This is a genomic window from Myroides odoratimimus, assembly GCF_001485415.1.
GTDB lineage: Bacteria > Bacteroidota > Bacteroidia > Flavobacteriales > Flavobacteriaceae > Flavobacterium > Flavobacterium odoratimimum.
The window spans coordinates 16,607-30,757 of sequence record NZ_BCMQ01000032.1 but is presented as its reverse complement, the minus strand read 5'-3'; the positions used below and the strand labels follow the sequence as shown (position 1 = coordinate 30,757).

The 14,151-nt window shown below is 34.7% G+C and carries 14 protein-coding genes; 12 read left to right on the top strand and 2 right to left on the bottom strand.

Going from position 1 to position 14,151, the window contains the following annotated elements:
* Positions 1-9: 9 nt before the first annotated feature.
* Positions 10-441: an IS200/IS605 family transposase gene (gene tnpA / locus MODO_RS17195; RefSeq protein ID WP_059050942.1), complete on the top strand. Its 432-nt coding sequence runs from the start codon at positions 10-12 to the stop codon at positions 439-441.
* A 625-nt stretch (positions 442-1,066) separates the two neighbouring features.
* A complete protein-coding gene (gene ltrA, locus MODO_RS17190) occupies positions 1,067-2,350 on the top strand; it encodes a group II intron reverse transcriptase/maturase (protein ID WP_235811674.1) in 1,284 nt (427 codons plus the stop codon).
* Between the two features lie 253 nt (positions 2,351-2,603).
* Here the strand turns inward: ltrA and MODO_RS17185 are convergent, their stop codons facing one another.
* Positions 2,604-3,413 (bottom strand): hypothetical protein, encoded by an 810-nt coding sequence (locus MODO_RS17185; RefSeq protein ID WP_059051586.1) that lies wholly within the window; start codon positions 3,411-3,413, stop codon positions 2,604-2,606.
* Between the two features lie 156 nt (positions 3,414-3,569).
* On the opposite strand from MODO_RS17185, the gene pyrR reads away from it, so the two are divergent.
* The 7 genes from pyrR to MODO_RS17150 all read left to right on the top strand — a co-directional run bounded on the left by pyrR (position 3,570) and on the right by MODO_RS17150 (position 8,866).
* Positions 3,570-4,118, top strand: a complete 549-nt coding sequence (gene pyrR, locus MODO_RS17180; protein ID WP_006261577.1) for a bifunctional pyr operon transcriptional regulator/uracil phosphoribosyltransferase PyrR — start codon at positions 3,570-3,572, stop codon at positions 4,116-4,118.
* 27 nt (positions 4,119-4,145) lie between these two features.
* Entirely contained in the window at positions 4,146-5,072 is a 927-nt protein-coding gene (locus MODO_RS17175) for an aspartate carbamoyltransferase catalytic subunit (protein WP_041892766.1), read from the top strand.
* Positions 5,073-6,050: 978 nt separating this feature from the next.
* Positions 6,051-6,392, top strand: a complete 342-nt coding sequence (locus tag MODO_RS17170) for a hypothetical protein (protein WP_059051584.1) — start codon at positions 6,051-6,053, stop codon at positions 6,390-6,392.
* Positions 6,393-6,492: 100 nt separating this feature from the next.
* Entirely contained in the window at positions 6,493-7,401 is a 909-nt protein-coding gene (locus tag MODO_RS17165; RefSeq protein WP_059051582.1) for a ribonuclease Z, read from the top strand.
* A gap of 11 nt (positions 7,402-7,412) precedes the next feature.
* The gene (gene pdxH / locus MODO_RS17160) at positions 7,413-8,060 is read left to right on the top strand and encodes a pyridoxamine 5'-phosphate oxidase (protein WP_059051580.1); all 648 of its coding nucleotides are present in this window, start codon (positions 7,413-7,415) and stop codon (positions 8,058-8,060) included.
* A gap of 1 nt (position 8,061) precedes the next feature.
* On the top strand, positions 8,062-8,316 hold the full coding sequence (locus MODO_RS17155) for a hypothetical protein (RefSeq protein ID WP_059051578.1): 255 nt from the start codon (positions 8,062-8,064) through the stop codon (positions 8,314-8,316).
* On the top strand, positions 8,309-8,866 hold the full coding sequence (locus MODO_RS17150; RefSeq protein ID WP_041892754.1) for a DUF8465 domain-containing protein: 558 nt from the start codon (positions 8,309-8,311) through the stop codon (positions 8,864-8,866). Before MODO_RS17155 ends, MODO_RS17150 begins: the two co-directional genes overlap by 8 nt.
* Before the next feature lie 347 nt (positions 8,867-9,213).
* Here the strand turns inward: MODO_RS17150 and MODO_RS17145 are convergent, their stop codons facing one another.
* The gene (locus MODO_RS17145) at positions 9,214-9,513 is read right to left on the bottom strand and encodes a winged helix-turn-helix transcriptional regulator (protein WP_256597100.1); all 300 of its coding nucleotides are present in this window, start codon (positions 9,511-9,513) and stop codon (positions 9,214-9,216) included.
* Between the two features lie 190 nt (positions 9,514-9,703).
* Between MODO_RS17145 and MODO_RS17140 the strand changes: the two genes are divergently transcribed.
* From MODO_RS17140 to MODO_RS17130, 3 genes are all read left to right on the top strand, one after another.
* Positions 9,704-10,225, top strand: coding sequence for an NAD(P)H-dependent oxidoreductase (locus tag MODO_RS17140; RefSeq protein ID WP_059051576.1), 522 nt, complete (start codon positions 9,704-9,706; stop codon positions 10,223-10,225).
* 134 nt (positions 10,226-10,359) lie between these two features.
* Positions 10,360-12,699 (top strand): TonB-dependent receptor, encoded by a 2,340-nt coding sequence (locus MODO_RS17135; RefSeq protein ID WP_172461567.1) that lies wholly within the window; start codon positions 10,360-10,362, stop codon positions 12,697-12,699.
* 3 nt (positions 12,700-12,702) lie between these two features.
* On the top strand, positions 12,703-13,875 hold the full coding sequence (locus tag MODO_RS17130; protein ID WP_059051572.1) for a PepSY-associated TM helix domain-containing protein: 1,173 nt from the start codon (positions 12,703-12,705) through the stop codon (positions 13,873-13,875).
* The last annotated feature ends 276 nt before the right edge of the window (positions 13,876-14,151 follow it).

Here is a 14,151-nt window from a genome sequence, read left to right as displayed (position 1 = left end):
CTTTGATATATGGAATATCAACGAACCGGAGGACATAGTGTATCACGTTTAACTGCCCATATAGTATGGGTGACTAAATATCGTTATCCAGTATTGGAAGGAGATATTCAGATACGTTGTCGTAGTCTGATCATTCAGATTTGTGAAGCAGAAGATATTCAAATTTTAAAAGGTGTAGTATCAAAGGACCATGTTCATCTTCATATAGAATATCGACCATCTCAAAACATAAGCAATATTGTCAAACTCTTCAAGGGTCGTACCTCAAGGAAACTCCAAATAGAATTTCCTGAGTTGAAGCACAGATACTGGGGACGTCACTTTTGGGCAATAGGCTTTGGTTGTTGGAGTACAGGAAATATTACTGATGAAATGCTAAATCAATATCTTGAACACCATCGTAAATCAAATGATAACGGAGGTAACTTTATACTTGAGTAAGTAGCTCCACCCAGGCAGACTTTAGTCTGCTTTAACAAACTATGGACTTTCAGTCCATAGTGGTTGTGTGCCCAGCATGGGCAATAACTCTAGGGTGCAAGTCCCGAACACACCTTTACAGTGGGAAGTGTTAGCTAATAGCAAGGGTGTCCATCGTGAGGTGGAATCTGAAGGAAGCTTACGGCAAAACCTTGACCTGACGAACAGAAACTATATATAAGGCTCAAAGTATCGGATAAGGTTGCAACCCAAACTGAAGTCCAAAACTGTACAGAGATATGCGGGTAAATATAGCAGGCACATGAGGTGAAAGTTATTGTTCTTACCTGGGGAGGTCTTACAGACGTAGGGAGTTTTTTTTTTACAGAACTACGGATAACAATTGCTGTAAGAAGTCAGCAGAGGTCATAGTATGTATGGATACAAGCTTGGCATTACCAAGAAGTCTTACGAAATACAGAAGGACTGAACTTAATTAAGTGAGAAGTAAATGAATGTTACCCAATGAAAGGCGGAATGCAGAAAATATCGATGAATATTGATAACTACCTTGAGAATGATAGGGCAGAACCTGACAGCTATCAAGCAGTAGCAGACTTTTATAGGGATAACTGAAAACAACCTCATGGAAGTACAATTAGGACAGTTAGATTTACTTGAACAAATCCTAAGTCCCTCAAATCTAAACTTAGCTTATAAACGAGTTAAGTCAAATAAAGGGAGTCATGGAATAGACAAGTTATCTACTGAAAACATGCTAGAATGGCTCTTACTTCATAGAGAATCTTTGTTAAACTCGTTAGCAAAAGGGAAGTATAAACCTCAGGGAGTACGCAGAGTAGGAATCCCCAAAGAAGGAGGTAAAGTTCGACTTCTAGGAATCCCTACAGTTATTGATAGACTAGTACAGCAAAGTATCTCTCAAGTATTATCTCGGATATACGAACGTTATTTTCATTTAAGTAGCCACGGATTTAGACCTCAAAGAGGATGTCACACAGCGCTGAAAGAGGCGAAGAAACATCTAAATGATAAGTACCACTATGTAGTAGACTTAGATTTAGAAAAGTTCTTCGATACAGTTAGTCATAGTCGGTTAATTGAACTTCTGTCAAAGCGGGTAAAAGACTCACGTGTAATATCACTTATACATAAGTATCTAAACTCTGGGGTGGTTATAAATGGAAACTATGAACAGAGTACGCAAGGAGTTGTTCAAGGAGGACCTCTGAGTCCATTACTGAGCAATATCATGCTTCATGAACTCGATATGGAGCTGGAAAGACGTGGACATCGATTTGTTCGCTATGCAGACGACTGTTTAATCTTCTGTAAGAGTAAGAGAGCATGCGAACGTGTAAAAGAGAGTATAACTCTATTTATAGAAACAGTACTGCACTTAAAAGTCAATAAAGAGAAAACTACTATAGGATATGCTCAAGGAAAGAAGTTTTTGGGGTATAGTTTCTATGTCAGTAAAAACAAACAGTGGGAACTATGTGTACATGCTAAGAGTTATAGTAAACTCAAAGATAAATTAAGAGTAATTACTAAACGGAGTAATGGACAAGGATATGAGAAGCTCAAAGAAACATTAAAGATGTTTGTAAGAGGATGGGTGTCCTATTTCAAGTTAGCGAATATGTCAGATAAGATTAAGCGTATAGATAAATGGCTTCGGTCAAGAATACGGATATTTATATGGAAGAATTGGAAGAGTAAGGGATTAAGGTACACCAATCTTAAAAAGATAGGTGTTAAAGCTAATCAAGCTTATCAATGGGCTAATACCCGAAAGGGGTATTGTCGTGTAGCCTTGAGTCCTGTTTTAAAAACATCATTGAATATTTGGGTTTTAAGGAAAGCAGGTTATACATTTCTGAATGACATTTACCTAAAAGTATCGTAAATTAAGAACCGCCATGGTACGGATCCGTATGCCTGGTGGTGTGAGAGGTCGGCTGAAGAAATAATCTTCAGCCTCCTACTCGATTATTTTGAAGTATATGTAAATGATTGCGAAAAGATAGTAATTCCTATTTAATAACACAATTTATAAGAGATATATTATTGATAACTTAATATAAATCAATAAGTGATATAGATAATGAGGAGTTGTATTTCTTTTTTTGTGTATTTTAAAAGATTATGGGGATTGTGTTTTACTCTTTAGGCATAAAACCAAACATGAGTACTAACTTTTCGTCTTGATAGAAATTAAGTGTTTGTTCAGCGATATCATAGCGATACGTTTTATCTGTGAAGTAGCGCCCATATCTTTCTTTTGCTTTACGACTTGCTCTATTTTTAGCATGATAAGGAATTTCGAAACTTCTAAAATAAAAAGTATCTTGATCAAAATATAAATCAAACTTCACCTCAAAAGGGATATTATCTATAGTACCTGTCATGGTTGTATTTTCAAAATCAAAAGAAGTAATCATCTTAGGTAGATTCTCTGACTCTCGATTTAAAGCAATAAGTCCCCAGTTAAATCTAGAGACAAACTTACACATACGGTCAAAATCAGTACTGTAGAACTTGTACTTAGTCTCTGTACCTTTTTTAAGTACTAAGACATCTGTTGTACTACTCACAGTGATAGCGCTAGACTCTAAAACGCGAAAGAACTCTAAGTCGTCTTGTGTCCAGTTCACTGCCGTAGGAGTAGATAAGAACTCTGTTTTATCAGTTAGTAAGACATATTCAGTAACGTTATCTTTGATTTGCTGAGCAGGAATTCTAGCGTAGATTTTTTTCTTTTGATCTTGATTAATCGGTTTGTTAGCTAATGCTATTTCTAGAGCACCATCAGTCCATTGTAGGATTAGATTTTTTTCTTTGTCCTGTATGACCCACTGTTCTTTTTGTATTTGTTTATTTGTCAAAGGAAGAGGATCTTCTATCTTCTGAGCATGCAGAGCTAGAGATAGGGTTAAGGTAATGAATATTATGAATTTAGACTTGATCATGAGCAATAGGATTTTTAATCTTTATCCAAAGATATTAATATGATTTAGAAAGCATACTTTGATTAGTTACATTTTTTTAGAAGATATATGTTTAATAAATTGGTGACAAACGATATTTAATTGTAAATTTACCCCCCAAACACAACTCTTTTATATATGAATCCAAAAGTATTACTTACTTCAAAAGAGATTGATATCATTCTACACCGTTTGGCTTGTCAATTAGTAGAAAAACATCTTGATTTTTCTAATACCCTTCTTATTGGTATTCAACCACGTGGTAAATTTTTAGCAGAACGCATTAAAAGCATCCTTAAGACTGAATATGGTATATCTGAAGTGCCTTTAGGTTTTTTAGACATTACTTTCTTTAGAGATGACTTTAGAAGACATCAAAAAACTCTTGAAGCGAATAAAACACAAATAGACTTCTTAGTAGAAGATAAGAAAGTCGTATTTATAGATGATGTGCTTTATACAGGACGTAGTATACGTGCCGCATTGACGGCTATACAGTCTTTTGGCCGTCCAGCAGAGATAGAACTATTGGTATTAATAGATCGCCGTTTTAGTCGTCACTTACCGATACAGCCTGATTATAGAGGAAGACAAGTAGATGCCTTTGATGAGGAGACTATCCGTGTACATTGGTCTGAACATGAACAGGAAGATGCAGTCTTTCTAGAAGAAACTGAAAAAAACTAACTACCTAAATCTACTCATAGAAGTACAATGAAAGAATTAAGCGTAAATCACCTTTTAGGAATTAAGTATATCAATAAGCATGATATTGATTTAATTTTCGAAACAGCTGATCACTTTAAGGAAGTAATTAATCGTCCGATTAAGAAAGTTCCTTCTCTACGAGATATTACCATAGCGAATATCTTCTTTGAAAACAGTACTCGTACTAAACTATCTTTCGAATTAGCACAAAAACGTTTATCTGCAGATGTGATTAGTTTTTCTGCTGCTCAGTCTTCAGTGAAGAAAGGAGAAACACTAATCGATACAGTTAATAATATCTTAGCCATGAAGGTAGATATGGTAGTGATGCGTCACAGTGATGCAGGAGCTGCTCATTTCTTATCTAAGAATGTAAACGCAAGTATCATTAATGCAGGAGATGGAGCACATGAGCACCCTACACAGGCGTTATTAGACAGTTATTCTATCCGCGAAAAGTTAGGTGATGTAGCAGGGAAGAAGGTTGTGATCGTAGGAGATATTCTACATTCACGTGTAGCATTGTCTAATATCTTTGCTTTGCAGATGCAAGGGGCTGAGGTTAGAGTATGTGGGCCTAAGACATTAATCCCTAAGTATATCGAGAGTTTAGGAGTGAAGGTAGAGTCTAATCTAAGAAAAGCTCTAGAATGGTGTGATGTAGCGAATATGCTTCGCGTTCAGAATGAGCGTTTAGACTTTAGTTATTTTCCTAATACGAGAGAGTATTCTCAACAGTTTGGGTTGACTAAAGAGATCTTAGATTCATTAGATAAAGAAATCGTAGTCATGCACCCAGGGCCTATTAACAGAGGAGTAGAGATTACTTCTGATGTAGCTGATTCACAGCAGTCAGTAATCTTAGATCAGGTAGAGAATGGAGTAGCAGTTCGTATGGCTGTAACCTATCTATTAGCTTCAAAAATTAAATAATTCAAGCCAGCCATTTTGTTGGCTTATTTTATATCTATAGAACAACCTAATACAGCACAAGGAATATTGTGCTGTATTAGGTGTTTTTTTATAGTTCATTCTTTGATAAGAGTATTTATTATAGGTATCTTTCACAGATTAAGCATTAGTCAAATACTACAAAAGCAATTCTGCTTCATATCTCTTTCATTTCTTCTAAAACCATACTATTGTATGCTTGTATCACTAATTCAGAGCTATTTTTACATAATTACTTTTCGTTTATACATCTATTGTGTATTTTGGGTTTTTAAAAAAAGCGTATATTTGTATCGTACTTGTTTTTATATCAGGTGTATACCTTGATTCTTATTGTTTGAAAAGTAAACAAATCAAAGTACATTACTTCCTTGTAAAGCCTTAAAAAACACCATTTTTAAACAGGCTTATTTTTCGTATTTTATACCATATGTTTTAGATTTAGTTTGAGGTTATGTTATCTTAACCCCAGTGTTTATCATGCTTTGTGTTGTGTTTGTTCGGGGCTTGTTCGGAAAAAGCCCTGTTTTTCCGAACCTCTTCCGAAGGACTCCCGAACAAAGCTCGCATAAAACTTGTGAATCCCTTTTTATCATTGGGTTTGTAGCGTTGTTCGGTAATTGCCGAACCATTTTTTTACAGGATTTAATGGTTCGTTTTGAGAAAAGTAAAAAACACTATTTTTAAAAGATTTAGAATGATTTATTGGTAATAATATAAGGGGGGTGACACGCATAATAATGCGTCTGTACTTTAATATATATCACGTTCATTCAGCACACAATCCATATTACGCCATTTGATATGTAATCATTATGAAAACATCCAAGGATGTTTTATTTGGATGTATGTAATACATCCCTACGATTGCGGATGCGTATTTCCATAATATTTTTGCTCTGCTATATGATAGTATTTATATTCGTTTTATATTCGCTTAATCAAATTAAGGCGTATATAATGAAAGTAAAAGAAAAAGGACATACACTTATTATAACGAGTGACGAGGGAGATATAGTAACGTTTCTTAAAAAGCTAGAAGAGCAGTATGAGCATAGCCTTCTACAGTCTAATTTAATACTAGATTTAACAAAGGTTAAATATGAGGTATTAGAAGAGGATTTAGAGTGTTTTGAATCTCTAGCTATACGACATATAGAGGAGGCTAATAAGTCTTTTATTATCGTTATAGAGTCAATTGACTTTAATGAGTTTGATGGAGATTTGATTATTGCTCCGACTTTACAGGAAGCACGTGATTTGATAGAAATGGATGAAATCCAAAGAGACTTAGGATTTTAGATAAAAATATACAAAAGGCTTAAAGTAATTTAAGCCTTTTATTTTGACTTAGCTTGTCGTTTTTGTAAATTACAAGCTCAAAAATTAAAACAAAATAGTATTGAAACTTATTATATTAGGCTGTTATGCAGCAACACCAAGAACGATAACTAACCCTACATCTCAAGTTTTAGAGATGGGAGGGCAGATGTTTTTAATCGACGCTGGTGAAGGAACTCAAGTACAATTAAGGCGTCATAAGTTGAAGTTTCAACGTATCAATCATATTTTTATTTCTCATTTACACGGAGATCACTTTTATGGATTGATAGGGTTGATCTCAACGTATATGTTGTTAAACAGAACTTCTGATTTGCATATTTATGGACCTAAGGGAATTAAGGAAGTGACTTTGTTGCAGCTGAGATTGTCTAATTCTTATTCAGGATATAAGTTGTTCTTTCATGAACAGACGAGTAAGGAGAGTAGAGTTGTATTTGAAGATGATAAGGTTATTGTACGTACCATACCATTAGATCACCGTGTGTATACAAATGGGTATTTATTCGAAACAAAACCTGGTGATAGAAAGTTGCGCATAGGAGCTATTGAAGATTTAGGTATTGATAGATGTTATTATCAGAAAATTAAAAGTGGTGGTAATATCACATTAGATGATGGTACTGTAGTGGATAATAAGGATATTACTTATGATCCAGAACCTACGGAGAGCTACGCATTCTGTTCAGATACTTACTATTCTGAAGCCATAGTACCTATCATTAAAGATGTAGATGTATTATACCATGAGAGTACTTTCTTAGACAGTGAAGAGCACTATACAGAACGAACGAAACACTGTACTGCTAAGCAGGCGGCAAGTATTGCAAAACTAGCGAATGCAAAGACTTTAATATTAGGACATTATTCTACGAGATATAATGATATTACCTTGTTTAAGAAAGAAGCAGAGACTGTGTTTAGTGGTAAAATACTGAATGCAGACGATGGTAAAGTGTTTGACTTATAATAGATTTAGATATGAGTGACTTAAGTGATTACAGAAAATCGTATGAGAAGAGTGTATTGTTGGAAAGTAGTGTAGACGAAAACCCAATGATGCAATTCAAGAAATGGTTTTATGAGATAGAGGATTTCGGTGGAGTAGATGAGGTAAATGCAATGACAGTGTCTACAATAGGTTTGGATGGCTTTCCGAAGTCTAGAGTGGTACTCTTAAAGTCTTATGACGAAGAGGGATTTGTGTTTTATACAAATTATAACTCTGAGAAAGGGAAGGCTATTATCGCTAATCCACATTTGTGTTTATCATTCTTTTGGCCTTCTGCGGAGCGTCAGATTATTATCAAAGGTATCGCTAGTAAGGCTAGTGTAGCTCAATCTGATAATTATTTTGATAGCCGTCCTTTAGGAAGTCGATTAGGTGCTATCGTATCTAATCAGAGTGAGGTTATCCCTAATCACCAAGTACTAGAAGATGCTATTAATAAATTAGAAAAAGAAGCAATTGAAGATACGGTAAAACGCCCTGAGAATTGGGGGGGATTTGTAGTAAAGCCTGTGTCTATTGAGTTTTGGCAAGGAAGAGCTAATCGCCTTCACGATCGTATTCGATATACGCTGACAGAAGATGGTTTAGATTGGAAAATAGAACGACTAGCACCGTAGTATGAAAATAGCAAAGATCATATTAACTATCGCAACCCTGTTCTTTATGGGATGGGCGTTAATGGAAAGTTCTAAGGACCAACCAAAAATATGGGTGCAAGTAGTGGGTGTAGCCTTGTTCTTTTTCTCCATGGCGAAATTGATGCAAAAGACACCTAGTAACACTCGTCAACAAGGACCTGCGGAACGGGAGTTCGATGCAGGAATAAAGAAAGATTTAATCAATCAAGCAAAAGAAGAAGAGAAAGATGCTTAGCAAAGGAGATTATGTACAAGTATTAGATGAGAACGAAGAAGGAGTTGTCATTAATATTATAGGAGATGAGGTAACTATAGAATCTAAAGAAGGTTTTATATTAACGTATAAACCGAATGAGCTTTTAAAAATAGCTAAAGAGGACGAGGTAGATATGCGCTCGGCTAGTACTAGAAGTTCAGTTAGTGAAGCACTACAAGAAAAAGTAGATCCTATAAAACGTTCCTTTACGAAGGAAAAACGTTCGCGTAAGGATGAGTTTATCCTAGAAGTAGATTTGCATATAGAGAAGCTTACGAATGACTATAGACGTATGGAGAAGCACGATATGCTGACTCTACAGCTAGATACAGCTAGGGGACAGGTGGAGTTCGCTATCCGCAATCGTATTCCTCGTATTGTATTTATACATGGTGTAGGAGAGGGGGTATTAAAGGCTGAGTTAGAGTTTCTATTCAGTAGATATGCCGAGATAGTAGCTGAAGATGCGAATTATCAAAAGTATGGATTAGGAGCTACACAGATTTACTTTAAACAAAACGTCAGATAAATTAATTAGGAATTAGTTCTTTTTTAAAAGACTCTTGATATGATATAGAACGACAATATGGCTAGGCTGTATTGTCGTTTTTTTGTGGATATATATGCCCTATGCTATATGGATATGCATGGTGTTAGATGTATGTAATACATTCCTACTGTTATGGAATCACTGTGTGGAATGTACGACACGGATTTAAATCCGCGCCAACATCACTGTGCGGATATACGTTGTGTAATACATATAATTGCTTTATAGATTTAGTTTAAGTGCTTCTGTTATGATTTATTAGTTGTATTTGTGATATGTCTATGTCGATTGAGTTAAGAGAAAGCAGACAGAGAAGTTTATATTAATTACTTTTCGAATTCTTTCCTATTGTTTAGAATTGTCTCTAAATTATTAAATGCCCAGACTGATATGTTTTCGATATAGGGAACTAAGTCTAATCCAAGTTCAGTAAGTGTATATTCTACTTTAGGAGGTACGGTAGGATATACTTTTCGTGTAATAAAACCATCAGCTTCTAAGGTTTTTAAAGTTTTGGCTAGCATTTTTTGAGAAATATCTCCTATTGCTTTATCTATTTCATTAAAACGCATTACACCGTGATCTCTTAATAGGAGAAGGATAAGCATAGACCATTTTTCACCTATTCTGTCGAGTACTAATCTAATAGGACATGTATCTGCTTCTAAAATATTTTTTAGGTTTAACTTATTGATTTTAATTATTAATTACTTGTAGGTTAGTATCTTACTTAGGCGTACGTTCTTGTTTGGCCTATACAAAGGTAATACATTTGCTCTCCAAAAGAGAGTAACTTTAAACACGAAAATAATTACAATGGAAAAAGTATTAATACTATTGGCGCACCCAAATTATGTAGGGTCAAATTCGAATAGAGCATTGTTAGAAGCATTGCCACAAGATGTACAATTTACAATTCACAATATTTATGAGGTTTATCCCGATGAGCAGATAGATGTGGAGAGGGAACAAGAGTTGTTATTAGATCACGATAGAATAATCATTCAGTTCCCTACTCAGTGGTTTAATGTACCGAGTTTACTGAAGTTATGGCTAGATGAGGTTTTTACTTATGGATGGGCATTCGGAGTAGAACAAGGTGCTTTAGTAGGTAAAAAAATGGGTATAGTAACCACTACTGGTGGTGTAAAAGAGTCTTATGTAAAAGATAGTCATTACGGATTTACAGTGGAAGAGTTTTTATTACCTGTAATAGCTACTATCAAGTATATCGATGCGAACTATATAGGCTTTGTAGCGTTAAATAATGCGTATGGACCTACGGAGCAAGAAGTGAGTGAAGCTGTAAAACAATATGTGGAATTATTGAAGAAATAAGCAGAAAGACAAGTCGTTAGTAACATTTACTAACGGCTTTTTTTTGTATAAAAAAACAGTATTAAATAGAATGGTTATAAATAATTATTTATTTTTGCTGCGAAATGAAATAATTATAACAACACATAAACATGATGCTATCATCAAATATATTATCTAGTATGTTCACTAAAGTAGTGTATTTAACTATTTTATTGTTTAGTACTTCGGTGCTTTCTCAAACTTTTTTAGTGAAAGTGAGCGATTCAAATTTAAATAGAATTAGAGGAGCAGAGATTATTATTAATGGAGATAAAATAGGAGAAACAGATAGTAAGGGAGAGATGACCATAGATGTTATAACAACAAATGAAGCTACTCTATTGGTTTTAGCTAGTGGTTATGAGGAACAATTGGTTACTATTAATAACACAAAATTAGAAAACCCTATTGAGGTTGTATTAGAGAAATTAGAGGAATCACTAGATGAGATTGTTATTACTGCTGGTAGAAGAGCAGAGAATATAGCTACTATTCCATCTTCTGTAACAATAATTAATCAGAAGGAGATGGAAAAACAGATGAGTGTTACAACTGATATTTCGACGATATTAAGTAATCTAGTACCTGGTCTAGGAAGTGCGACAAATAAGGGAACTTCGTCAGGACAGACATTAAGAGGTAGGCCTCTATTAGTCTTAATAGATGGGATTCCACAATCTACACCATTGATGAACGGAGCTCGTGATATACGTTCGATTGCGCCATTTGCAATAGAGCGTGTAGAGGTGATAAAAGGAGCTACTTCTATTTATGGAAATGGTTCTACTGGGGGGATTATTAATTATATAACCAAGAAAAATAGAGGAGAACAAACTTTTGGTGGAACTACTGTATTGGGAACTTCGTTTAATCCAGCGAACAGTAGTGGTACATTAGGATATAAAGTATCTCAGTCTTTCGGAGGGAAGTATAAAAATTGGAACTATATGGCTGGTGCGTCTATCGACTATACTGGTTTACAGCGAGACGGAGATGGAGTGATATTAGGGCAGATAGATGGACTGTCTAATACGTATCAAAAGAACTTGTTCGCTCAAATCACATATGATATCAATGATAATTCGTCTATTCGCGCTTTTTATAATGGCTATACAAGTACACAACACGCCAGATATATCAGTAAGATAGGTAAGTATGGTAGTGAAGCAACGGTAGGTGTAGCAGGGATAGATCCTGGTGAAAACTCAGGTACGCCTTATAACCACAATGTTATGTTGGGGTACACGAACAATGACTTGTTTTTAGAAACACAGTTAGATGTGTCATTATATATGAATTCATTTCGCTCGATGAACCGCTATGTAGAAAAAGGAACGGCATGGTTTGGACCTGGACAAACGAGAATTAACTCTAAGAAGAAAGGTATTCGCTTAAACTTAAATACTCCTTTTACAGTATTTCAGATGCCGAGTGAAGTGACTTATGGAATAGATATTTTAAATGATAAAACAGATCAAGACTTAACAGATGGTCGTGTGTATATCCCTACAATGGATATGGTGAATATTGCGCCCTATGCACAATTAAAAATAGATTTAGTAGATCACTTGATACTAAAAACAGGAGTTAGATATGAGAATGCAAATGTAAAAGTAGATGATTTTAATACGATCGCTACAGGGTCTAATAACGAGGGAAGTATTTTCGTTCAAGGAGGTAAAATTCCTTACAAAACAACATTGTTTAACGTAGGGTTACGCTATAATAAATATGAGTATTTTAACCCTTTTATTAGTTTTTCTCAAGGATTTGCTATTAATGAATTAGGGCGAATCTTAAGAAGAGCAACAGAGAGTACATTAGACAAGCTAGAGACAGAACCAATTATTACGAATAACTACGAAGTAGGGTTCTCTAGTAGGTTTTCTATGTTTAGTTTTACAGGGTCATATTTTTTAAGCACATCTAAGTTAGGAGCTAATTTAGTAGATATAGGAGGATATTTAGTAGCACAGCGTGAATCTGAGCGAGTACACGGATTCGAAGTGACTGCTGAGGTCGCACTAACGCCACAGTGGACAGTAGGGGGAACTTATGCTTATGTAGAGGGAAAGGCAAAGTTCGACGATGGAAGTAAAGTATACTTAAATGGGGGACGTATCTCACCACCTAAAGCGACAGCTTTTGTGTATTATACTGCATCAGATAAATTAAATATACAGTTATATTGGTTGTATTCAGGAAGTAGAAATCGCTTTAATCCTAATGAAAAAGGAGGTTATAAAAATAGTGAAGGACCTGTAAAAGACATTAGTTTGTTTAATTTAGCATCTACTTATATCTTAAATAAAGCGTGGAAGGTAAATGTCGGTATTGAGAATTTGTTTAATAAAACGTATTATCCAGTAGTGAGCCAATACAGAGGGACTGATGCAGAGTATGTGAGAGGAAATGGAATGCAGGCTAATCTAAGCGTACAATACAACTTCTAGTAGATGAAGAAATTTATGCTATGGCTGCATAAGTGGCTAGGATTAATAACGGGAATTGTTATTGTCATCGTAAGTATTACGGGGTGTATTTATGTCTTTCACGATGATATAAAGAAAATTGTTTATCCAAGTAATTTTTATATCGATGATACGGAAAATTTAAGTGACTATAATAGAGAAACATTGTTATTCTCATCTCTTCAAAGTATAGCTCAGCAAGCAGTAGGAGAGCAATACCCTATAAATAGAGTAGATATTTATCCTGCTAAAGATAGAACCTGGGTGTTTAGAGCACTCAAGACAGATAAGAATGCAACAGGATATTGGAATGAAGTAGTTTTTTATAAAAGAATATTTGTAAATCCTTATACAGGTGTAGTTCAGAAAGTAGAAGATACAAAGAAAGAGTTTTTTTATGTCGTGTTACAGTTACACCGCAATCTGCTATTAGGAAGTAAAATAGGAGGTTGGGTAGTAGGAGGAAGTACAGTGTTATTTATGGTTATTACGATTACAGGTCTGATCTTATGGTGGCCTAAAAAGTGGAAGGGTAAGACATTTAAACGAAGTTTCGTATTTGATTTTTCTGTCAATTGGAAACGGTTAAATCATGATTTGCACAATTTGTTGGGTATGTATACCTTCCTATTAGCTATAGTGATAGGGATGACAGGTGTATTATTTGCTTTTCCTAAGTTTAGATCAGCAGTAGAAATAACACTTAATAAAGTAGATGAAGATAAATTTCAGGTAATGGAATCTACTGCTTTTGATACCGTACCTCAGATAACAAGTAATACGTTAGACAATGCGGTATTTTATGCCTTAGATAAGTTCGGTTATGCCGATATGATGTCTATCCGTTTATCTAAGGATGAGAAAGAGCCTCATAGTTTACAGATCCGTTTAGAACAGGATAAGACGAGTAAATTCGAATGGTTGTATTTTGATAAAAAGTCAGGAGATATAGTCACTCGTGAAGATCATACTTATACATCAATAGCTTTAGGCACTAAAGTAAATTCTTTAAACTTCGATTTACACGTAGGCACGATATGGGGATACCCTACTAAGATACTCGCTTTTATAGGATCACTTATATTTGCTTCCTTACCAGTTACAGGATTGATAATTTGGTTGAACAAACAAAAGAAAAGTAAAAAAAGGAGTCGTTAGTAACATTTACTAACGGCTTTTTTTTGTATAAAAAAATCACTTAATACACCTACCTAGGCATAAAAAGTGATTCTTCATTAAATTCATACTAATACACAACATTATAAAGATACAATAAGTTTTGTTAAAAACATAGTTTTATATAGATAAAATGAGGATACCTATTTTGTGTCATAATCTTATAGGTATTTATCTTAATACGACGTTTTAAGCTATCAAATGAGCTGTATTTGTTCGTATAGCGTTGATTATTGTTGATTGAAATATTGAGTTTAT

What these genes read in the sequence shown, in the direction of transcription:
- tnpA (WP_059050942.1), top strand. Translation starts at nt 10, where the DNA reads ATGGAATATCAACGAACCGGAGGACATAGTGTATCACGTTTAACTGCC.
- ltrA (WP_235811674.1), top strand. Translation starts at nt 1,067, where the DNA reads ATGGAAGTACAATTAGGACAGTTAGATTTACTTGAACAAATCCTAAGT.
- MODO_RS17185 (WP_059051586.1), bottom strand. Translation starts at nt 3,413, where the DNA reads ATGATCAAGTCTAAATTCATAATATTCATTACCTTAACCCTATCTCTA.
- pyrR (WP_006261577.1), top strand. Translation starts at nt 3,570, where the DNA reads ATGAATCCAAAAGTATTACTTACTTCAAAAGAGATTGATATCATTCTA.
- MODO_RS17175 (WP_041892766.1), top strand. Translation starts at nt 4,146, where the DNA reads ATGAAAGAATTAAGCGTAAATCACCTTTTAGGAATTAAGTATATCAAT.
- MODO_RS17170 (WP_059051584.1), top strand. Translation starts at nt 6,051, where the DNA reads ATGAAAGTAAAAGAAAAAGGACATACACTTATTATAACGAGTGACGAG.
- pdxH (WP_059051580.1), top strand. Translation starts at nt 7,413, where the DNA reads ATGAGTGACTTAAGTGATTACAGAAAATCGTATGAGAAGAGTGTATTG.
- MODO_RS17155 (WP_059051578.1), top strand. Translation starts at nt 8,062, where the DNA reads ATGAAAATAGCAAAGATCATATTAACTATCGCAACCCTGTTCTTTATG.
- MODO_RS17150 (WP_041892754.1), top strand. Translation starts at nt 8,309, where the DNA reads ATGCTTAGCAAAGGAGATTATGTACAAGTATTAGATGAGAACGAAGAA.
- MODO_RS17140 (WP_059051576.1), top strand. Translation starts at nt 9,704, where the DNA reads ATGGAAAAAGTATTAATACTATTGGCGCACCCAAATTATGTAGGGTCA.
- MODO_RS17135 (WP_172461567.1), top strand. Translation starts at nt 10,360, where the DNA reads ATGCTATCATCAAATATATTATCTAGTATGTTCACTAAAGTAGTGTAT.
- MODO_RS17130 (WP_059051572.1), top strand. Translation starts at nt 12,703, where the DNA reads ATGAAGAAATTTATGCTATGGCTGCATAAGTGGCTAGGATTAATAACG.